Here is a 21,263-nt window from a genome sequence, read left to right as displayed (position 1 = left end):
GTCAGCCCTCACCTCCACGAAAGACGGGGAGCACCAACTCGGGGTCCGTACGGAGGAATTCGAGCCGCACCGGCATTCCGATCCGCACCTTGCCGTACGGCACACCGACCACGTTGCTGACCATCCGCACCCCCTCGGCGAGTTCGATCAGCGCCACCGCGTACGGCCCGCCCTCCCCGGAGGCGCTGAAGGCGGGGAAGGGCGGGTGGTGCATCACCACATGACTGAAGACGGTGCCCTCGCCGGTCGCCTCGATCGTGTCCCATTCCTGGCAGCCGCAGGCGTTGCAGCCGGGCAGCCAGGGGAAGCGCGGCTTCCGGCACCCGGCGCACCGCTGGATCAGCAGCCTGTGCTCGGCGACGCCCTGCCAGAACCCAGCGTTGTCGCGGTTGACCACCGGCCTCGGACGCGGACGCGGACCACCGAAGTCCGCCCCCGCCCCGCCCACTCGCGCCTGCTCCTGCTCCCGGCCCCGATCCCGCGCCTGCTCCTGCTCCTGCTTTCGTGGCCGCTCCCGTTCCGCCTGTTCCGCCCGCCCTCGTTCCTTACGTGCCCGTTCCTTACGTCCCCGTTCCCTGTGTTCCCGTTCCCCCGTCCGCTGCTCCGCCGTGGGCCGTCCCACCGCCGCCGGTGCGTACTTCAGGATCCGGAACCGGTGCGTCCCGGCCAGCTCCCCCCGTACGCGTACGTTCATCCGCGTCGTCACGAAGTGGCCCGTCCCCAACCGGGTCGTCTTCCGTTCCGAGACCGACTCGATCAGCGCGTCGAACGTGATCCGGTCGCCGGGCCGGAGCGGCCTCAGGTACTCCTGCTCGCAATCGGTCGCGACCACGGAGGTGTACCCCGCGCCGTCGAGCAGGCCGAACAGCTCGTCATACGCCGCGGAACGGCCGGTGTGCCCCGACAGGCCGCCCATCGTCCACGCCTGGAGCATGGTCTGCGGGGCGATCGCCTCCGGGCCGGTGTAGGCGGGGTTGGTGTCGCCCATCGCCTCGCACCAGTGCCTGATCATCGGTTCGTTGACCGGATCCTTGCCGATGCCCGCGGACGAGGCGGGCCGCCCCTCGTACTCCTTGAGCCGCGTGCACAGCGCGTCCTCTTCCTCCGGCCCCTGCTTCTCCTGCCGCGTACGGGTCACCGCTTGCCCCTCTTCATGCCGAGCCGCATGGTCGCGACGATCTCCCGCTGAACCTCGCTCACCCCGCCCCCGAAGGTGTTGATCTGCGCGGCCCTGTTCATCCGCTCCAGTTCCCCGTCCCCCAGACAGCCGGGCGACCCGCCCCGCAGGGTGCCGGCCTCCCCGACGACCTCCTGGCAGATCCGGTACACCTCGACGGCGCTCTCGGTCCCCGCGAACTTCACGCCGCTCGCCTCACCGGGCGCCAGCGAACCCGCGCCGACATCCCCCACCAGCCGCCAGTTGAGCAGCCGGGTCGCCGCCAGCCGCGCGTACGCCTCGGCCAGCCGGGCCCGCACCCACGGCTCGTCGGCCGGGCGCCGGCCCGTCACCGGATCGGGGGTGCGGGCGAGGGCGAGGGCCGCACCGTAGAAGTCCTCGGCCTGCATCCCGATCGCGGCGAGGGCCACTCGTTCGTGGTTCAGCTGGTTGGTGATCAGTCCCCAGCCGCCGTTCTCCGCACCGACCAGATGCCCGGCGGGCACCCGTATCCCGTCGTAGTAGGTGGCCGTCGTGGTCAGCCCGCCCACGGTCTCGATCGGCGTCCAGGAGAAGCCCGGGGCGTCCGTCGGCACCAGGATGATCGAGATGCCCCGGTGTTTCGGCGCCTCCGGGTCGGTACGGCAGGCCAGCCAGATCCAGTCCGCCTTCTGCGCGTTGCTGGTGAAGATCTTCTGCCCGTCGATCACCCAGGAGTCGCCGTCCCGTACGGCCCTGGTGCGCAGGGCCGCGAGATCCGTACCGGCCTCCGGCTCGCTGTAGCCGATGGCGAAGACGAGCTCGCCGCTGAGGATCCGGGGCAGGAAGTACGCCTTCTGCTCCTCGGTGCCGTACTTCATCAGCGTCGGGCCGACGGTGTTGAGGGTGACCATCGAGACGGGCGCCCCCGCCCGGTACGCCTCGTCGAAGAAGACGAACTGCTCGTCGGGGCCGCGCCCCTGGCCGCCGTACTCGACGGGCCAGCCCAGCCCGAGCATGCCGTCCGCGCCGATCCGCCGCAGCAACCGCCCCTGTTCGCCGGGCTCGTCGGCGCCTGGACCCGTCGAGGCGCCCTCGCGTGGCATCAACATGGCGAAATAGGCACGGAGTTCGGCGCGCAACTGCCGCTGCCGCTCCGTCGGGGCGAGGTGCACGACGGCTGCCTCCCGGGCACGGGTGTACGGATCGGGGTCGGGTACGGGTGCACAGACTCGGGTCCAGGGTCCAGGGTCCAGGGTCCAGGGTCCGGGGTCCGGGGTCCGGGGTCCGGGTCCACGCCTGTGTTCACCAGCTCGCTTTCTGACTGTCGCTTTCTGACTGTCCGTCAGCTCCTTGAGGGCTGTCAAGGTGGACGACACCCGGATGCGCACCCCCACCGCCGCCGCCTCGGCAGCACGCGAACCGAGATTGGCCGTATTTGGTCTCTCGTCGCGCACGCGAAGCGCGTACCCATGAGTTCCCGCGCGGGCTCGGATGCCGCGTACGGGAACGTGCCCGCCGCGCGCGTACGGGCGCGGCGAAGGCCACTCCAGAAGCCCCACGCGCACAAGGGACTCAGCCACTCGACGCTCAGGCACTCAGTCGCATACGCACTCAGCCACTCACGCACCCAGGAAGCCAAGGAAACCCAGCCCACTCGGAAGACCAGCAGACTCGGGAACCCCACTGCCCACGCCGCCACCGCCACCCTTGCCACCGCCCCCGCCCCCGCCCGCAAGCGGCGTCGACCTGAGGGTGGGCAAACGGCTGCTGTGGGTGGGAGAGGCGGCCTATCCGGTACACAACATCACCCGGGTCCACACCTTCGAACTCCGGCCCAAGCGCATGGAAGCGTTCCTGAGCTTCTTGAAATGGCTCGCGGCCACGTTCGTGGCCTTCGTCTTGCTCCAACTGGCCAACGAGAACGGGTCGTCCGGCTACGAGGATCCGAACGAATCGGCCGACGTGCTGTGGGTCCTCGCCATAGGGATCGCGATCGGCCTGGTCGTACGTCTGGTGAAGGATCTGGCGGCGCAGTCCGAGTACGTGCCGGCCATCGAGACCGCCAGCGGCTGCAGCGCGCTGGTCGCCCTGCCCGACCCGAACCGTCTCCGCCGACTGGTCCACGCGATCACCTCCGCCACGAGCGCCCCGCAGGAACGGCACCGCGCCCTGATCGCCGTGGCCACCATCGCCTCGACCGTCGGAACGCTCGGCCAGCCGGTCGCCGACGCGGTCGACAAGGTCCTGGGGCTGCTGGGAATCCGGTAGGGCGCCGCCACACGCGGCCCTTCCGGCCCTCCGGCCCCCTCTGGCCTGAAGAAAACCCGTAACCCGGCACCTCTCCATGAATGCTCTGCGATGCCGGAGGCCGATCGAGAGGGGCCGCAGCGATGCAGTGGAGGATCCACAGGGGGAACGTCCGATCTACGACAACGAGTGGGTGAACTGTGGCTCACCGACATCGAGACACCGGACGGAAGCCGCCGGGAACACCACGTCGTCAAGCTGCGCCACCTGGCCGTCGCCGCGGTGGTCAACGAACGGCGCGAGGTCCTGATGATGTGGCGGCATCGCTTCATCACGGACACCTGGGCGTGGGAACTTCCCATGGGCCTGGTCGAGGAGGACGAGACCCCGGCCGACGCGGCGGCCCGCGAGGTCCTGGAGGAGACCGGCTACCGCTCCGGCCCCGTGAAACCGCTGATCTACGCCGAACCGGCCAACGGCATCACCGATTCCCAGCACCACCTCTTCCGGGCCGACGGGGCGACGTACGTGGGCCCGCCGACCGAGAAGAACGAATCGGACCGGATCGAGTGGATCCCGCTCGCCGACATCCGCGGCATGATCGACCGCCGCGAGATCGTCAGCAGCGGCTCCCTCGTCGGCCTGCTCTACCTGCTCATGGACGAATCGATCCGCTGACCGCCGACAGCCGACACCGCGACCAGGGACTCCGCGACCAGGGCCGGGCCAAAGTCACCTGACCCGGGACCCCCACACCGACGGAGTTCACAGCTGCGGAAGAAGGGCGGTCCGCACGACGAAGGGGCGCCTCCTCCGCCTCGGCTCGCGACCCTTCTCCGGGCTCGGCCGGGAGGACAAGGTGTGTGCTGAGCCGCGTTCTGTTCCGCCCAGCGGTGTCGCAGGGAACTTCGCTACGCGGTCCGCCGGATTTCCTCCTTCTCGGGAAGGAGATCGGCCAGCATCTCCCAGACCGGCTTGCTGCCGACGGGGCGGAGCACCAGGGGACTGTCCGGTCCCACCTGCCCCTCGTGCACGGGCTCAGCCGGGGATTCCCGGCGCCAGTAGCCCAGTGGGCCGCAGTCCCAGATGCCGAATCCGCGCACGGCGACAGTCGGTTGCGTGTCGTCCTGGCCGTGCCACGCCGAGGTGACACGCCAGTGCACGCGCAATTCGAGGAGCAGGTGGGAGAAGAGGGAGAGTGCCGGCTCTGTGAGGTCTCCCGCTTCCGCCAGGGCCTGCTGGATCCGCTCAGGGGTGTCCGCGTCTGCCGAGGGCGCCCCACTGCCCAGGGCCGTGAGCCCCGCGTCCATTACCCCGATCGTCGTCTCGATGCACGGCACACCCACATCCAGGGCGTCGCTCTGCCGCAGGTTCACCAACCGGGCCAGTGACCACACGAGCAGCTTCGGCTCAACCTGCGCGTACTCCACTTCGCTCTCCCCCGGCCACGACTCGTGCGAGAAGACGTGCTCCTGGCCGATCACCAGCCCGTGGTTCAGCGTGCCCTGCCGGCCGATCACCTCGGCGCCGATCGCCACCACGGGCTCGGCCAGGGTCTCCAGCAGTGGGACGAGCTGGACGGAGACCTGTCCCGCTTCACTCACGAGTCCGGAGGACTGGAGTTCGGCTGCAGTGGTGCCGTAACCGGCGGGAACCGGGACCCCGCCGGCCAGGTGGCTCAGCAGCGTCAGGTGGTCCTTGGCCAACCGGAAGCGGCAGCGGGCGCTGTCGTAGGAAGGCATGAATCAGGTCCTCACCGTGGTGTCGGCCCAGAGGTTGCAGACCGTGGAGAAGCCCGCGCGGAAGGCCCCGCCCATGGTCAGATGAGAACGGTTCGCACCGGAGAAGAGAACCGCAAGGGCGATGTCGACCGGTTCGGCGGGGCCGTCGATCAGAACCAGCAAGCGGTGTCGCTTCTTCCTGATCCCTGACTCGGTGACCGTGACGGCAAGTCCAGGGCGCGTGAAGAGGTACGACTTCCGGCTGACCGCTGTGCACCGGTATTCGATCCCGTGGTGCGTCATACGCAGGGCGCGCCCTTTTCGGCGTACCGCCCATCGGTTTCTCCGAGTCTTCACTTCGTCATCCCCAAGTCGGAGCTGGGCACCCGTCAGCCGCGGCTTGTTGTCAGAGATCGACCACCCGATCAGGAGCGCCGTCGGAATCGCGCCGCCTTGCACTTGGGCACCTGTTCCGCCGGTGGGGCCGAGATCCACCGGGTAGAGCACTTCGATTTCGCCGAACTCCCCGGAGGCGCCGGACAAGCAGCGCCCGCGCTCCTTGCGTACTTCTCTCATCTCGAACGAGGTGGTCAATGTCGCTCCTAATCAAACGGGTTGAGGAATTTGCCGACCCGTCTCGCGCCGGACGCTATCCCCTTCCCGAGGTCTTCGGCCTTGTCCCCCACCCAGTCGGTGGACGTGTTCCACGCGTCGGCGATGTTCTCCCGGTTCTCCCAGGCGAGGGCGCCGGCGTAGACGATGCCGGTGCCGGTGCCGGCGGCCAGGCCCACGGTGACCGGGTTCGGCGCGACCATCGCGGCGGTCAGGGTCGCGTTGAACGCGGTGCCCGTCAGGTCGGAGGCGAACTTGTCAGGATTGTTCGCGATCTTCTCGGAGTCGTAGGTGGAGAGGTTCGCGACACCGTAGAGCGTCGCGCCCGCGGACCCTACGATGCCCAGCCCCCGCATCGCGCCGGCCGTCTTGGCCGCATTGGCCAGGCCGCCGCTCTCCGCGACCGTGAGAAGGTTCGCCTGGCTGGCCGTGGGCCTGATCAGCGCGCCGTTCTTCATGTACGAGCCGTACTGCGCGGCCAAGGCATTGGATCCGCCGATGGCCGATCGCGCGGCGGGGAGAGGCTGTTCAGCACATTGGTGGCCCTGGACACGTTCGTGCTGCCGTTGATGAGCCGAGCAGTCAGTGTGCCCGGGGCGTTCAAAGGAACGCCGGGATTTCGGTAGGCCTGGATCAAGGCGAACGCGCCAGGAACCGTGACGGCGGTCGCCCTGGCGAAGGCGGCGATGGAGACGGTTCCCGATACATAACGGGAGTAGAGCCTGCCCCACTCCGCGTTGCCCGAGAGCCTGGTGACGATGTCGCCCTGGGCGCGCGCCGACCACATGCTCAGGGTCTCTGTTTTGGGATCCATCATCAGCGAGCTCAGATCGAGGGATATGTCGTCATCGTCACTCGGCGGGGCGGCTGCGACCATGTCCCCCTTCGCCTGGCCGTTGAATCCGCTGCCGAACGTCATATCGTTCGCGCTGCCGCTGACAACGTCCGTGACGACAGTCTCCAGCGACGCCTTGAGGTCCTTGTCCGCCTCGTCGAAGGACTTCACACACGCATCGATGTACTCAGCCCAGGACGCCTCGTTCTCCTTGACGCTTTGGAGAGCCTTGGCATCCGCCTGAAGGTCAGCACGCTGCTGGCTGGTCAGCCGATCGTAGTCATAGGTGACACGGCCCTGCTCCGACACCTTCATGCCCGCGTCCACGGCGTCCGTGCGTGCGAACTCCAGGATCTTCTTGAGCTCGGCGAATCGCTCGCGCCCTGCGCGCAACAGTTTGGCGGTGGCCTTCGCCTGGGTCTGCGCCGCCTGATACTCGTAGTGGGTCCCGGCGAACCGGCGGTCAGCGGCGCTTGCCGACACACCTGCCCAGGATGGGCCCATTGCAATGGACAGGACAGCGCTCTTGTTACCGCTCTTCGACCTTCTTGAGTTCTGCGGCCATGTCGTCCCACGCGGTTGCGGCCGTAGTGAGAAGGCCGAAGTCAGTGGTCATAACCTCGCGATAAGTCAGCAACGCGTATCCCCCGAGAGCATCGCCCAGTAGTGGGCATGCCAGACGCCCACCATCTGACCTTGTGTTCGGTCGACACTACCCCGATCTCCCCAAGGGGCGTCCGATGACCGGACGCCCCTTTCGCATGCCCCTGTATGTGCAGGTCAGCGGTATGCGACCCGATGGACCGTGGCCCACGCTTGGCCCGCACACCGTAATTCAACAAGGACACAGAGGCGATTCAAGCTGAGACAGCCCCCACGACGAAGGGGCGCCCCTGACACGGGACACCCCTTCTGACCTGCTACTTCTCTGACCTGCGTGCGGTGGGTGTGGGATTTGAACCCACGGTGACTCGCGCCACGACGGTTTTCAAGACCGTTCCCTTAGGCCGCTCGGGCAACCCACCCCGCGTCACCGGTCCCATCGGGCGGTGGCCTACGCGAGACAGCCTAGCCGGTCAGCTGTCGCCCTTGCGCTCCCCCAGGGTGACTTCGGTCGTGGCCGTCCTGCCGTCGCGCTGGTACGTCAGGGTCACGCGGTCGCCGGGCTTGTGTGTCCAGATCTCGCCGATCAGGGTCGGCCCGCTGTCGATCACGGTGTCGTTGAACTTCGTGATGACATCGCCCGCCCGGAGCCCCGCCTTGTCCGCAGGGCCGCCCTTCGACACGGCCTCCGTGCCGCCCGTGCCCCGAGCGGGAATGGCGGCGCCGCCGGCCCTCTCGTCCATGGCGACCGTCGCGCCGATCACCGGGTACACCGGCTGCCCGGTCTTGATCAACTGCTGGGCGACATTGGTCGCCTGGTTGATCGGGATGGCGAAGCCGAGGCCGATGGAACCGGCCTGGGTCTGGCCCATGCCGCTGCCGGTCGACTGGATGGCCGAGTTGATGCCGATGACCGCGCCGCGCGCGTCGAGCAGCGGGCCGCCGGAGTTGCCCGGGTTGATCGACGCGTCGGTCTGCAGTGCGCTCATGTACGAGTTGCTGCCGCTGGAGCCGTCGCCGGAGGCGACCGGGCGGTTCTTGGCGCTGATGATGCCCGTGGTCACGGTGTTGGACAGGCCGAACGGGGCGCCGATCGCGATCGTCGAATCGCCGACCGCCACCCGGTCCGAGTTGCCGAGGGCCAGCGGGGCGAGCCCCGACGGCGGATTCTTCAGCTTCAGCACCGCGACGTCGTAGCCACGCGCCCGGCCGACCACCTCGGCGTCGTACTTCTTGCCGTTGGAGAACGTGACGGTGAGACGACCGCTGTCGGCGGCGGAGGCCACCACGTGGTTGTTGGTGAGAATGTGGCCCTGCTTGTCGTACACGAAGCCGGTGCCCGTACCGCCGTCGCCATCACCGGCCTGCGCGTCGATGGTGACCACGCTGGGCAGCGCCCTGGCTGCCACGCCCGCGACCGTGCCCGGATCGCGCTTGAAACCCTGCGGGTCGGAGGAGGCCGAGATCGTGGTCGATCCGTTGGACGAGTTGTTCCGGTCGGCCGCCCAGTAGCCGAGGGCGCCGCCGATACCGCCCGCGATCAGCGCCGCGGCGGCCACCGCGGCCACCAGGCCGCCCATGCCCCGCTTGCGCGGACCCTGCGGGGAGTGAAGCTGGTCCGGAGCGCCCCAGACCGGGCCGCCACCGCCCGCGCCGACGTGCGCGTACGTGGGCACGGGGGGAGGGGGCGGGGGCCAGTTCGCCTCGGCGGCCGACTGGAAACCGGGAGGCGTCGAGGCCGGGACGGGCCCCATGGGCGCGGTCGTGGCCGTCTCGTCCGCCGGGGGGAAGGACGGCCCCGCCGCGGGCGGCTGCTGAGCGGCCGGCCCTTCGGGCGCCTGCGGGTGTGCCGGGGCGGGAGCGGACGCGGGCGGCCCCTTCGGGGCTTCCCGGGGAGCATCGGCCGGCACTGGAGGTACGGACGGAACGGACGGAACGGCCTCGCCCGCAGTGCCCTCGTTGCCCTCGTTCTCTGTGCTCACAGCTTTTTACTCCTCGATTCCACATCATGTTCGGCAAGAGATCCGCTGTGTACGTGTCCTGGGACAGCTTTTCCCACAGCACGTCAGGCCACTGTAAGCAGGACCTGTGCATCCGCACGGCAATCTTTACATCCGGCGAAACGGACTCCCGGCCACGGGTGTGCGCACCGGCGGCGCGTGGCACGGTCCCGCGCACACACCGTCACACGCGCACCTCTCGCGCACGCGCCGTCGCACGTACGCCTCTCCCCCTCACCGTCGCATATGCACCTCCCGCACACGGCCGCACGCGCTGCGTCCCGCGCACCACTCCCGTCGTGCGCACCGCCGCACCACTCCTGTCCTGAGGCGCAGGATCGCACTGCCGCTCCGGCGCAAAGCCGTGCACGGCATACGCCCCTCGGTGACACGATGGCGCCGTGACCCACGCACGGCAGCACTCCCGACACCATTCCATCCAGGTCATCGCCCACCGGGGCGCGTCCGACGATGTCCCCGAGCACACCCTCGCCGCCTACCGGAAGGCGATCGAGGACGGCGCCGACGCCCTGGAGTGCGATGTGCGGCTCACCGCGGACGGACACCTCGTCTGCGTGCACGACCGCCGAGTGAACCGCACCTCGAACGGCCGCGGCGCCGTCTCCGCGCTGGAACTGTCAGCGCTCGCCGCCCTCGATTTCGGCTCCTGGAAGGACCGCGAGGAGTCGGAGTCCCCCGACTGGGATCCGGTACCGGGAGAACTCACCTCGGTGCTCACGCTGGAGCGGCTGCTGAAGCTGGTCACCGAGACCCGCGCCGCCGGGCGCCCGCTGCAGCTGGCCATCGAGACCAAGCACCCCACCCGCTGGGCCGGCCAGGTCGAGGAACGGCTGCTGCACCTGTTGAGGCGCTTCGCACTCGACGCCCCGCCCGCCGACGGTCCGTCACCGGTACGGATCATGAGCTTCTCGGCGCGCTCCCTGCACCGCGTCCGGGCCGCGGCCCCCACCCTGCCCACCGTCTATCTGATGCAGTTCGTCTCGCCACGCCTGCGGGACGGGCGGCTGCCGGCCGGAGCGCGGATCGCCGGCCCCGGAATGCGGATCATCCGGAGCCACCCCGGTTACGTCGAACGTCTGCACCGTGCGGGCCATCGCGTGCACGTCTGGACCGTCGACGAACCCGAGGATGTGGAACTCTGCGTCAACCTCGGCGTTGACGCAATCATCACGAACCGCCCCAAACAGGTTCTGTCGCAGCTGGGACGTCGCTGAATTCCGTCACGAGGAGTACACCGGCGCATTCGAACCGTATTCGATCGTCACGAGTACGTCACCAGCGGACGACCAGGCGGTTTCCGGTCCGGTTCAGGGGGGCATCCACTCCGTGGCGTGGGGCAAAGGAGGTCTCGGGGGTGGCGTTGGTGGTGGCACAGGAAGTGCCCGCGTCGTCGAGCATGGCCGTACCCCATGGCCCTGCGGGCGTGGGACAGGCGCGGCACCGGATGCGCGAGCAGTTGCGCAGTCACGGGGTGCCGGATTCGGTCGTCGACGATGCTGTATTGGTCCTTTCCGAACTGCTCAGCAACGCCTGCCGGCACGGCAGGCCGCTGGGGCGGCACACAGATGTGGGGGACGGCGACATCCGCGCCGCGTGGCGCGTGGACGGAACGGGCGGGCTGACCGTCGAGGTGACGGACGGAGGAGGGCCGACCCGACCGGTTCCGGCCACACCGTCGGTGACGGCACGCGGTGGTCGTGGTCTCAACATCATCAGCGCGCTCGCCGAGGAATGGGGCGTACGCGACGGCTCCGCCGGCGAGGTCACCGTCTGGGCGCTCGTTCATGAAGGACATCGGCGAGCGGAGGAATCGGCGGGGACGGCCGGGGCACCGGGCGTGTCGAGTCTGCCGGGCGCTTCCCGCATGACGGGCATGCCGGGCCCGGCGGGCCGGACCGGCCGGGCGGAACTGGACCGGCTGGGTTTCGCGGGGGCCCTCGACGACGTGGGCTGAGAGCCGACGCCGGTACATGCCCCGGCCTGACCGGAAACCGGATCCGGAAGTCGGATCCGGAACCGGAAGCCGGGGCGAGAAGTCGGAGCCGGAACCGGAAGTCGGGGCTGGAGTCAGAAACCGGTTCCGGAAGCCGAGGCCGGTAACCCAGGTCGGAGCCAAGACCGAAGGTTCGGGTCGGAAGTCGGTCCGGGACACGATCCGGAACGCACCCGGCGCACGCCCAACACGCTCCGGGCACGCAGCCGACACGCACCCGGAGCGGACCGGAAGCCGATCCGGAACGCGGCCGAGCCCGATCCGGACGTGAATCGGGGCGGTTCCCTCCGATGCGGGCGGGGTGGCTCGTTCCGGCGCGGATCGGGGTCACCGCTCCGATGCGGGCGGGCTCGCGCCCGACGCGGTGCACGGGCACGTGTGTTCCGGACGCGGCACCGGCCGCTAGGCTCGCGGGCCAGACCGCACTGTCGCAATCGGGAGAAAGCCCACCATGGCCAAGAAGCGCCCTCAGACCAAGGCCGGGAAGCAACAACTCGCCGGGAAGCAGCAAATCGAGGACGGCGAGATCCCGGTGGTCGGGGCCCGCGAGCCCTGCCCGTGCGGTTCGGGCCGCCGCTACAAGGCGTGTCACGGCCGTGCCGCCGCCCAGGCCGTGACCGAGCTGGTCGCCCGTCCCTTCGAGGGGCTGGCCGGTGAGTGCGACTGGGTCGCCCTGCGCGAACTGGTGCCGGCCGCCACGGTCGAACTGACGCTCAGGGGAGGGCTCCCCGAGGGGGTGCCCTCCGTAACGCTGGCGACCGTCCTGCCGATGGCGTGGCCGGCCCTCCGCCGCGACGACGGCTCGGTACTGCTCGGCCTGCAGAACGACACCCCGTCCGGTGACCTCAGCCGCGATCTCGCGGACACCCTGCGGCAGGCGCTGGACGCCGAGCCCGGTTCACCGGTGACCGCCCGGCGCGCACCGGCCGACGGCCCGAGGCTGCAGGATGTGCTCGGTCCCGATGCAGCGTTCGAGCCCGTCGTGCACTCCGGTTTCGAGTTCTGGGTTCCGGACTCGGAGAACGCGACGCCCGAGGTGACCGCGTCCCTGGAGCGTGCGAACGAGGCGGCGATCCCGACGGCGCGGCTCTCCGGCGTGGAGGCCGCCTACTGGTGCGAGACCCCGGAGAAGAACCACCTGCGCTGGGTCATGCCGCACCCCGAGGAGCAGCTCCTCGACGCGCTCGCCCGGCTGCACGCCGCAGGCACCTCGTCACTGGGCGAGGGAACGCGGCTGGTCGGGTCCTTCCGGGCGCACGGGCTGATGGTTCCGGTGTGGGACCTGCCGAGCGCCATGGGCGCGGCGGAGTGCGAGAAGCCCGCAGTGGAGTTCGCGGAGCGACTGGCCGCGGCGCTCGCCTCGGACGCGCCGCTCACCGCCGAGGAGCGACGGGCCCGGGGCGGGCTCACCAACCGCCAAGTGACGCTCAGCTGACAGTGACGACCGCAAGACCGGCCGAGTGATGCCCGTCACAACTCGCCGTACTGACAGGTAAATCCCTGTCCGAATACGCGAGATCGAATTTGCGAATGGCAGATCTCTTGTTACCGTTCTAGAAGCCCGGTCGCTGGTGCATCCCCCGTCGCCAGCGACCGGGCATCCTCATTTCTCGGGACGGCGCGCGAGCCCGCGCGCACATCACCGGCACGCCCCCGCCGCCTTCCCCGATTCGTCGCACGCCCCCTCTCCCGGCGCCCTCGACTCCCCTCCGCGTGACACCCTCAACCGGGCACGCCACGCCCCGGTTTGCTGTCACACCCCACCCCGCCAGCCACTCCTCCCGCAACCTCGGCGCGCTGCAAGGGCCACCGAGGCGACCGACCCGACGAAGAGAACCACGCCGAGGGGACCACCCCCCTCGCCCCGCACCCCCACCCCATTGCTCGAATAAATCTTCGAATAATTCCGGGGAAGAGATTCGGAAGAGCCGTCAGAAATCCATCCACCGTTGGAACTTTGCAGCGGCAGACTTTGCATTTGCCCATACGGGGCCAACACGAGAGACATCTCGACGGAAGGCGGTGGCACCATCAGGCCCGCAGCGGACTCCGGCACGCACGAATGCCAATACCGGCCATTCGACCACCACCACTCGGCCACCGCCGTTCGACCACTGTGCTCGACTCACCGGGTTCATTCGGGTCGCTCGACCCGCTCGACCCCCTCGGCGTTCTTCGAGCGGAAGTCGCACAGCCCGAATCGTCAGCTGTTCCAGCAGGACATCAACAGTTGATGAAAGCTGCCGATATCTGCAACCTTCATCCGGATTCAGGACACTTCGGCGAATTCCGAACAGTTCGGCGACGCCATCGCCCCAGACGCCCACCACGGCACCGCGAAAGGGCGCGCCCGGACATCGGACACCTCAGGCGTCCCGGATACCCCGGACGCCCCGGACAGCCCGGACCCGGCACTCCGGGGCAGGGTCTGACGCCCCTGAAGAGCAGGGCCCGGCGACGCACCCCTTGCACGCGAGACCGGCGACAGCCGGTATGCGCGCCCCGCATCGCCGGGCACACAGGACTGGCAACACCCGGTGCGCGAGACCGGCAGTGCTCAGTACGCGAGCCGACTGCCTCCGTCGGACGCGCCGTTGCTCGCCTCGACCAGCGCGTCGAGCACCGTCCCCACATCCGGCAGCCACGGAACCGGGTCACAGGCGGCACGATCGCGACCGCGGGTGCCGCTCGCCCCGCGCCGGGAAGTCGGCGCGGGGCCCCGTTCCCAGCGCACCTGTCCCGTCCCCGTCCCGGACGGCGGAAGAACGAGATACCCGCCCTCGCTGTGGAAGCGCAGCGCACTGGGCACCCGGTCCTGGGCGTGCAACAGCTCGCCGAGATACTCAAGGGTGTACGGCGCAACCAGCAGCGACCACCGGGTCGGTGTCGCCACCACCGGGCCGAGCCGCACGCCCATCCGGTCCAACTCGGCCAGCGCCCGTGCGGCGGCCACCGCGGGCAGGCTCAGCGCGCAGGGGGCGCGTCCCCCGGTGGCCAACAGGATCGGAGCCGTCGGCCGGTTGGTCCACCACCAGCGCACCATGCGCTCATCAGTGGTCGCCGCGAGAAGACCGGGATCGAAGGGGTGCGCGCCGGGCACGACGCAATCGGGATCGGGGCAGGCACACCCGCGGCCGCGGCCCGCACGGCCGCCGGCCGCCTCCAGCCCCACGCCGGGGAGCACCGGCCACTGCCACGCGGTCGCACAGGTCAGGACCGCGTCGAGCGGGGCGGGCCGTGTCCCGCGCCGGAGCCTGCGTCGCCTTCCGAGGATCTCGCGCATGTGCGCTCGTTCCTTTCCGTTGAACGCCGAGGGTCCACATCACACCACGCGCCTGTCACACCACGCGCGCGTCACTGCACCGTGCGTACACGCTCTTCCGACCCGTTGTACGGGTGGGTCGTCGTACCGAGCGTGCGCTGAACCAGGTCGAGCTGAGGGGCAAGACGGGTCGGAACACAAACGTGGCGAGGAGAAGCGCACGTGTCGCGCATACCGCCCCGAGGTGCAATCCCGCCGCTCGGGGGTGGGGGCGTGGCCGTCACATGAGAGGACGTCCGGACCCGCTGCCAGGTTCCCGGGGCGATCAGAACTGCCCGCGGCCATCATCGTTCACGTACCCAGCATGCCCGAAATGACGCTCCCTATGGGACTTCACCCCGAGAACACCCCCTGTCGAGCACACCCAGTCGACCTCAAATAGCTACCGTCATGTGCATTTTTCGGCCAACTTAACTGACGCTCGGACACCGCAAATCCTGCGGGGACAATGCTGGACATCGCCTCACTTGTGCGTGTACATGTGGATGCTACGTGTACATGTGGATGCACTGATAGCGGCGCAGAATGACATGGGGGTTTGCGATGCTATTCCAAGAGACGCACCGGCGGGAAAGCCGACTGCCATGAGCGCCCCACACCTGCCGAAAGTGGCTGGAATCGATCCAACGGTTCCTGTTTCAGCGCACACTGCCGGTTCTCTCTCCGCGGTACCGACCGCCCCCGGAGCATTCATCCAGGACCGGCTGGCCGGCTGGGTCTCCGATCTCACCACGCTGCACGAACTCACCGAGCGGCTGGCCAGGACCAGCACGCTCGACGACGCGCTGCACGAGTTGCTCGACGCCGGTGCCGCCCTGGTCGGAGCCCGTCGCGGCCTCGTCGTCTTCGAACCGTCCGACCATCGCGGCCCCGTCAACACCATCGGTCTCGGGCTCGCGCACGCCGAACTCGGGCACATCGCGACAGTGCCGCGCAGCGCCACCTCCTACGGCCGAATCCTGGAGGGACTCCCGGACGCCGAGAAGGAGCAGACCACCCCCGATCTGCTCGGCGACACCACGCTGGATCCCAGGCGCCGCGAGGTGGCCGCCCGGCTCGGCTACGCCGCCAGCTACACCGTGCCGATCGCCGCTGGGGCGACCGGCAGACTCGGTGCCGCCGTCTGGCTGTACGACGAACCGGCCGAACCCCTGGAACGTCAGCGCCATCTCGTCGGCCTCTACACCGGTTACGCGGGCGAGCACCTGGCCAGGCTGCTGGAGCTGGAACGGGCCAGGGCCGATGTCGCCACCGTCACGGAGGAACTGCTGCCGACCCGCCTGCCCCGGGTCCCCGGCGTGCGGTTGGCGGCACGTCATCGCGCTGCGCCGCAGGGGGGCGGCGACTGGTACGACGCGCTGGCCCTGCCGGAGGGCGCACTCGGTCTCGCGGTGGGCTCGGTGGACGGTTCGGGACCGAGCGCCCTGGCAGCCATGGGCCGACTGCGGGCCGGCCTGCGGGCGTACGCCGTGATGGAGGGCGAGGATCCGGTCGCCGTCCTCTCCGACCTCGAACTGCTGCTGCGGCTCACCGAACCCGCCCGCTCCGCGACCGCCCTCTTCGCCTACTGCGAACCGTCCCGCCACAAGATCCTGCTGGCCGGTGCGGGCCACACGCCCCCACTCGTCATCGGCGAGCGGCGCACCGAGTTCGTCGAGACCACGGTCTCCGCCCCACTCGGCATGCTCGCCTGCTGGGAGGCGCCCAGCGTGGAGATCGCCCCGGCCCCCGGCGAGACCGTGCTCCTCTACACCGACGGGCTGCTGCGCCGCACCGGTGACGCGACGGACCGGGCGTTCGCGCGGCTCCACTCGGCGGCGGTACGCGTGCCGAAGGCGCTGCGCGACACCCCCGAGGCCGTCGTCGACCATGTGCTGAGGACCATGCTGCCGGACGGGCTCGACCTGGACGACGGGACCGAGGATGTCGTCGTCGTCGCCGCACGCTTCGACTGAAGCCGTGCCTCGTCCGGGGCCACGTGCTCCGACTCAAGCCCGCGTGCTTCGACTGAACCGGTGGGGAGACGCCGCGCCGCACCGGCCGGTACGCACCATCGCCCCTCCCGCCCCGCCCCACCCCGCCGGAAGCGGTGCACGCCGTGCCGCTCGGTGCGCGGAACGAACCGGAGGATCCGGAGGGGTACGGAGAATCCGGAGGGGTACGGACACGGCGCGGGACGTGTAACAGGTCTTCCGGCCCTGTGCCCCCTTCCGTACACCCGTACGATGGACGGGGTCCAGTGTCGTATCAAGGAGAGACTAGTCGTGGCTGAGGAGCTCACCCCGGAGAACCCGGAGACCGAAGCAGAAGAGACGATCAAGCAGCGGAAGAACGGCCTGTACCCGGGCGTCTCCGATGAACTCGCCGCGAACATGAAGTCCGGTTGGGCCGACACCGAGTTGCACGGCCTCGAACCGATCGCCCAGGCCGAGCACACCGCCGCCCGGCGCGCCGCTCTCTCCGCGCGTTTCCCCGGCGAGCGCCTGATCGTCCCCGCGGGCAACCTGAGGACCCGCTCCAACGACACCGAGTACGCCTTCCGCGCCTCCACCGAGTACGCGTACCTCACCGGTGACCAGACCCAGGACGGCGTCCTCGTCCTGGAGCCGACCGCGGACGGGCACGAGGCCACCATCCATCTGCTGCCGCGCTCCGACCGCGAGAACGGCGAGTTCTGGCTCGACGGCCAGGGCGAGCTCTGGGTCGGCCGCCGCCACTCCCTCGCCGAGGCCGAGCAGCTTCTGGGCATCCCGGCGAAGGACGTCCGTAAGCTCCCGGCCGCGCTCGCCGAGGCCACCGGACCGGTCCGCAACGTCCGCGGTCACGACGCCGGCATCGAGGCCGCGCTGACCGACAAGGTCACCGCGGAGCGCGACGAGGAGCTGCGTGTCTTCCTCTCCGAGGCCCGGCTGGTCAAGGACGCCTTCGAGATCGCCGAGCTGCAGAAGGCCTGCGATGCCACCGCACGCGGCTTCGAGGACGTCGTGAAGGTCCTCGACAAGGCCGAGGCGACGAGCGAGCGCTACATCGAGGGCACCTTCTTCCTGCGTGCCCGGGTCGAGGGCAACGACATCGGCTACGGCTCGATCTGCGCGGCCGGCGCGCACGCCACCACCCTGCACTGGGTGCGCAACGACGGCCCGGTGCGTTCCGGCGAGCTGCTGCTGCTCGACGCCGGTGTGGAGACCAATGACCTCTACACCGCCGACGTGACGCGCACCCTCCCCATCAGCGGCACGTTCACGCCGCTCCAGCGGAAGATCTACGACGCGGTGTACGAGGCGCAGGAAGCGGGCATCGCGGCCGTCAAGCCCGGCGCCGGTTTCCGCGACTTCCACGACGCGGCGCAGCGAGTGCTCGCCGAGAAGCTGGTGGAGTGGGGCCTGCTCGGTGACCTGTCCGTGGACAAGGTCCTGGAGCTGGGCCTCCACCGCCGCTGGACGCTGCACGGCACCGGGCACATGCTCGGCCTGGACGTCCACGACTGTGCCGCGGCACGCACCGAGACGTACGTGAACGGAACGCTGGAGCCCGGCGTCTGCCTCACGGTCGAGCCCGGCCTGTACTTCCAGGCCGACGACCTGACCGTCCCCGAGGAGTACCGGGGCATCGGCATCCGGATCGAGGACGACATCCTCGTCACCGAGGACGGCAACCGGAACCTCTCGGACAAGCTGCCTCGCCAGGCCGACGAGGTCGAGGCGTGGATGGCCCGTCTGAAGGGCTGATCTACACGGGCCTGCCGTCACGGGCCTGCGGTCACATGCAGGTCGTCACGGACTGACCGTCATGAACGGTCCCGCGGATCGGTCCTCGCGGACCGGTGGTCCGAGGTCCGGTGGGCAACGGTTCACGCGCCCGAGGGCGCCCGCTCAGGAAACCATGAGCAGGGCGCCCTCCCGCCATTTCAGCGCCTTGTCGAAGCTCACGACGGCGCCGTGCCCGGGCCGGTTGCCGAAGTGGACGTGATCGGCGAGCTGTTCGATCAGGCAGAGACCGCGGCCGTCCTCGGCGCTGAGCGGGGGGTAGGGCTGGGATCCATGCTGTTGTGCCGACGGGCGCAACATGCTCCGGGCGGGGAAGCCCGGCCCCGAGTCGGTGACTTCGATGCGGCACATCTCGCCGTCCAGATACGCGGTGACCCGGTACTGGCCGGGGGCCGACCCGGGCCGCTCGTCCCGAACGTCCCACGGGCCGCGTCCCGCGTTCCGTTCCTCCTGCGGCCGGTCCTCACGGTCCTCACGGGTTCCGCGGTCGCCGCCGTGCTCGACGGCGTTCGCACATGCCTCGGTGAGCGCGACCGACAGATCGAAGGAAATCTCCGGGTCCACCCCCGCGGTCTCCATCGTCCCCAGCAGGAAGCGACGGGCGAGCGGAACGCTCGCAGCCTCGCGCCGCAAGTGGAGGGACCACCAGATGCTCATGCTCCAGCCTCCTGGCTGCGGCTCGACTACCGATACGTATTGCCCTGCCGAACCCGTCGTAAGCACATACCGGGTGTGACACCGCTCATTCGGCGGATACCCGCATCCCACGTACGCGTGTATGCCGAACCGGACCGATTTTTCGGCGGTCGGCCCCGCCCTCCCGACGTCCCGGCCGTCGGGCCCCTTTCCGTCCTCGGGGCGTTGACCTGGCACATCGCCCGGCCCCGGGCGGGGAGGGCCCTCGCACGCACACGCGTCGGTTCACGGATCCGGGCCCTCGTGCAACGCGTCGGCTCGCAGACGCGGGGGCTCGGGCACGCATCGGACGGACGGTGACCTTCCGGACCTGCCGTGCCCAGGCGCGGGGCGCGGTGCGATGATGGGGCCCGCCATGTCTATGCCTGTCGCACGCGCCGGAGCCGGTCTACGGCTTCTGAGGGCCACGGTGTTCACCGCGGTCTGTGTCGTGCTGTCCGCGGCAGGTCACTCCCTGGCCTCCTGCGCGGCCGTCCCCCGGTGGACGCTGCTCGCCGGATTCCTGGGGGTCTTCGCGGTGGTGGCACCGCTCGCCGGACGCGAACGCTCGCTGCCGTCCATCGCCGTCGCCCTGGCCGGCGGGCAGATCGCCCTGCACTCCCTCTTCAGCACCGCCGCCCCCACCGCTTCGGCGGCGCCCGTGACCGGCGACGGGCCGTTGATCCGGTTCGCGGCAAGCCTCGTGTGCGGCATGGGCCCGGCCCAGTTGAACGCCGCCGAGGCCCACCGCATCGTCACCACCGCCGGCATCGACCCGGCGTCGGTGAGGGGCGGGTATCAGCACCTGGCCCCTGCGGTCGGCGGACACTCCGGCCCGCTTGCCGGGCTGCTGCCCGACCTGCCCATGCTGCTCGGTCACCTGCTGGCCGCCGTGGCCACCGGCTGGCTGCTGCGGCGCGGCGAGATCGCCCTGTTCGAACTGGCCCGGCTGTCCGCTCACGGAGCCCAACAGGTCGCGGCCGGGGCCCGGTTGCGCGCCCTGCGCGCCGCCCTCGCGCTCGTGGACGCCCTCCGTGCCGGGCTGCCCGGATCCACGACGACCGGACCGCGCACGCCGCGTATCGCGGTCGACGCTCCGCTCCCCGCCACCGGGGACCCGTTGCAGCACCTGGTGATCAGGCGCGGTCCGCCCGCCGCGTACGCACTCGCAGCCTGACGCGACACCCGCCTCCCTGCCGGTTGACCTCCCGGACGTCCGATCCCGTGGTCGCTCGGCACCCGGCCGCGCAGTCACCCGACGCACACCCCGACCGGCGCACGATTCGCCCGGCGTACCGCGCATCGGTGCACGCGCGCGGCGTGCGGGGAAGAGATGTCGCGATGCCGTCGCGCACGCGCGCGCCGGGCCACCCTTCCTACGTGCTTCCGTGGAGTGATCCCTGCCATGAACGTTTCCCGCATCGCCCTCGCCGGCGGTATCGCCGCGTCCACCGTGCTGCTCCTCGCCGGCCCCGCATCCGCGCACGTGTCCGTGCAGCCGCAGGGCGAGGCCGCCAAGGGCGGGTACGCGACCGTGAACATCAAGGTTCCCAACGAACGCGACAACGCCTCGACGATCAAGCTCGAAGTCAGCTTCCCGACCGACCACCCATTGGCCTCGGTCACACCGCAGGCCGTACCCGGCTGGGACATCCAGGTCACCACGAGCAAGCTGGCCAAGCCGCTGGAGATGCACGGCAAGAAGATCAACGAGGCGGTTTCCAAGGTCACCTGGACCGCCACCGGCGACAAGGACAACGCCGGTATCCGTCCCGGCTACTTCCAGCAGTTCCCGCTCTCCGTCGGCCAGCTCCCCGAGGATGCCGACCAGTTGGTGCTCAAGGCCATCCAGACGTACGACAACAAGGAAGTCGTCCGCTGGATCGAGGAGCAGAAGGAGGGCGCAGCCGAGCCGGAGAGCCCGGCGCCAGTCCTCAAGCTGACCGCTCCGGCCGCCGGTGACCACGGCGCCTCCGACGACAAGAACAAGGCCACGCAGGCGGCGGACGAGCAGACGACGGCCGCGTCGGACTCGTCCGACAGCGATACCACGGCCCGCGTCCTCGGCATCGTCGGCATCGTCGTCGGCGTCGCGGGGGTGGCCTTCGGCGTGCTCGCCGGGCGCCGCCGCGCCGCCTGACCGACGGCGGCCCCACGGGCCGTACCGCCTGCGGAGGGTGCGGTCCCGCGGGACACGCGGCGCCATGGCACCCCGGGGTCCATGGCGCCACCCGAGTCCGACGCTCCACCCGGGCCCGACGCCCCGTTCGCGCCGACCCGGACACCCTCAGCCACACCGCCCCATCCGTCCCACCGACCCACCGACCCA

17 protein-coding genes, 1 tRNA gene and 1 pseudogene are annotated in these 21,263 nt (G+C 70.0%); 9 read left to right on the top strand and 10 right to left on the bottom strand.

Annotation, left to right across the window (positions count from 1 at the left end):
* Nucleotide 1: 1 nt before the first annotated feature.
* Both ACFC79_RS07390 and ACFC79_RS07385 read right to left on the bottom strand, forming a co-directional pair.
* Nucleotides 2-1,138: an OB-fold domain-containing protein gene (locus ACFC79_RS07390; RefSeq protein ID WP_376236404.1), complete on the bottom strand. Its 1,137-nt coding sequence runs from the start codon at nucleotides 1,136-1,138 to the stop codon at nucleotides 2-4.
* Nucleotides 1,135-2,310: an acyl-CoA dehydrogenase family protein gene (locus tag ACFC79_RS07385; RefSeq protein ID WP_376236402.1), complete on the bottom strand. Its 1,176-nt coding sequence runs from the start codon at nucleotides 2,308-2,310 to the stop codon at nucleotides 1,135-1,137. Before ACFC79_RS07385 ends, ACFC79_RS07390 begins: the two co-directional genes overlap by 4 nt.
* 580 nt (nucleotides 2,311-2,890) lie before the next feature.
* On the opposite strand from ACFC79_RS07385, the gene ACFC79_RS07380 reads away from it, so the two are divergent.
* On the top strand, nucleotides 2,891-3,406 hold the full coding sequence (locus tag ACFC79_RS07380) for a DUF6232 family protein (RefSeq protein ID WP_376236400.1): 516 nt from the start codon (nucleotides 2,891-2,893) through the stop codon (nucleotides 3,404-3,406).
* Between the two features lie 122 nt (nucleotides 3,407-3,528).
* Nucleotides 3,529-4,063: pseudogene (locus tag ACFC79_RS07375) on the top strand (NUDIX hydrolase).
* A 233-nt stretch (nucleotides 4,064-4,296) separates the two neighbouring features.
* On the opposite strand, the gene ACFC79_RS07370 reads toward ACFC79_RS07375, so the two are convergent.
* The 6 genes from ACFC79_RS07370 to ACFC79_RS07345 form a co-directional block, all read right to left on the bottom strand.
* The gene (locus ACFC79_RS07370; RefSeq protein WP_376236398.1) at nucleotides 4,297-5,127 is read right to left on the bottom strand and encodes a histidine kinase; all 831 of its coding nucleotides are present in this window, start codon (nucleotides 5,125-5,127) and stop codon (nucleotides 4,297-4,299) included.
* A 3-nt stretch (nucleotides 5,128-5,130) separates the two neighbouring features.
* A complete protein-coding gene (locus ACFC79_RS07365) occupies nucleotides 5,131-5,700 on the bottom strand; it encodes a hypothetical protein (protein ID WP_376236397.1) in 570 nt (189 codons plus the stop codon).
* An 8-nt stretch (nucleotides 5,701-5,708) separates the two neighbouring features.
* Nucleotides 5,709-6,176, bottom strand: coding sequence for a hypothetical protein (locus ACFC79_RS07360; protein ID WP_376236395.1), 468 nt, complete (start codon nucleotides 6,174-6,176; stop codon nucleotides 5,709-5,711).
* Entirely contained in the window at nucleotides 6,173-7,036 is an 864-nt protein-coding gene (locus ACFC79_RS07355) for a hypothetical protein (RefSeq protein ID WP_376236393.1), read from the bottom strand. Before ACFC79_RS07355 ends, ACFC79_RS07360 begins: the two co-directional genes overlap by 4 nt.
* Nucleotides 7,037-7,493: 457 nt before the next feature.
* A tRNA-Ser gene (locus ACFC79_RS07350) sits at nucleotides 7,494-7,578 on the bottom strand.
* Between the two features lie 51 nt (nucleotides 7,579-7,629).
* On the bottom strand, nucleotides 7,630-9,138 hold the full coding sequence (locus tag ACFC79_RS07345) for a S1C family serine protease (protein WP_376236391.1): 1,509 nt from the start codon (nucleotides 9,136-9,138) through the stop codon (nucleotides 7,630-7,632).
* Between the two features lie 419 nt (nucleotides 9,139-9,557).
* Here ACFC79_RS07345 and ACFC79_RS07340 point away from each other — a divergent pair, with 419 nt between their 5' ends.
* The 3 genes from ACFC79_RS07340 (at nucleotide 9,558) to ACFC79_RS07330 (ending at nucleotide 12,605) form a co-directional block, all read left to right on the top strand.
* Nucleotides 9,558-10,391, top strand: coding sequence for a glycerophosphodiester phosphodiesterase (locus ACFC79_RS07340; RefSeq protein WP_376236388.1), 834 nt, complete (start codon nucleotides 9,558-9,560; stop codon nucleotides 10,389-10,391).
* A gap of 140 nt (nucleotides 10,392-10,531) precedes the next feature.
* Nucleotides 10,532-11,131, top strand: coding sequence for an ATP-binding protein (locus ACFC79_RS07335; RefSeq protein WP_376236385.1), 600 nt, complete (start codon nucleotides 10,532-10,534; stop codon nucleotides 11,129-11,131).
* 490 nt (nucleotides 11,132-11,621) lie between these two features.
* Nucleotides 11,622-12,605 carry a DUF5926 family protein gene (locus ACFC79_RS07330; protein WP_376236383.1) on the top strand — a complete coding sequence of 328 codons (984 nt, stop codon included), beginning with the start codon at nucleotides 11,622-11,624 and terminating at the stop codon, nucleotides 12,603-12,605.
* 1,122 nt (nucleotides 12,606-13,727) lie between these two features.
* Here ACFC79_RS07330 and ACFC79_RS07325 read toward each other — a convergent pair.
* A complete protein-coding gene (locus tag ACFC79_RS07325; RefSeq protein ID WP_376236381.1) occupies nucleotides 13,728-14,453 on the bottom strand; it encodes a bifunctional DNA primase/polymerase in 726 nt (241 codons plus the stop codon).
* A 647-nt stretch (nucleotides 14,454-15,100) separates the two neighbouring features.
* Here ACFC79_RS07325 and ACFC79_RS07320 point away from each other — a divergent pair.
* Nucleotides 15,101-16,447: a PP2C family protein-serine/threonine phosphatase gene (locus ACFC79_RS07320; protein WP_376236378.1), complete on the top strand. Its 1,347-nt coding sequence runs from the start codon at nucleotides 15,101-15,103 to the stop codon at nucleotides 16,445-16,447.
* Between the two features lie 309 nt (nucleotides 16,448-16,756).
* Entirely contained in the window at nucleotides 16,757-18,220 is a 1,464-nt protein-coding gene (locus tag ACFC79_RS07315) for an aminopeptidase P family protein (protein ID WP_376236376.1), read from the top strand.
* Between the two features lie 144 nt (nucleotides 18,221-18,364).
* Here ACFC79_RS07315 and ACFC79_RS07310 read toward each other — a convergent pair whose 3' ends face one another.
* A complete protein-coding gene (locus tag ACFC79_RS07310) occupies nucleotides 18,365-18,916 on the bottom strand; it encodes an ATP-binding protein (protein WP_376236373.1) in 552 nt (183 codons plus the stop codon).
* A 394-nt stretch (nucleotides 18,917-19,310) separates the two neighbouring features.
* Between ACFC79_RS07310 and ACFC79_RS07305 the strand changes: the two genes are divergently transcribed.
* The gene (locus tag ACFC79_RS07305; RefSeq protein ID WP_376236371.1) at nucleotides 19,311-20,111 is read left to right on the top strand and encodes a hypothetical protein; all 801 of its coding nucleotides are present in this window, start codon (nucleotides 19,311-19,313) and stop codon (nucleotides 20,109-20,111) included.
* 228 nt (nucleotides 20,112-20,339) lie between these two features.
* Nucleotides 20,340-21,074, top strand: a complete 735-nt coding sequence (locus ACFC79_RS07300; protein WP_376236369.1) for a YcnI family protein — start codon at nucleotides 20,340-20,342, stop codon at nucleotides 21,072-21,074.
* Nucleotides 21,075-21,263: the final 189 nt, after the last annotated feature.

The organism is Streptomyces sp. NPDC056061 (assembly GCF_042266885.1).
GTDB lineage: Bacteria > Actinomycetota > Actinomycetes > Streptomycetales > Streptomycetaceae > Streptomyces.
Note: the sequence above shows the minus strand (reverse complement) of the source record. Positions and strands in the feature narration are given on the sequence as shown.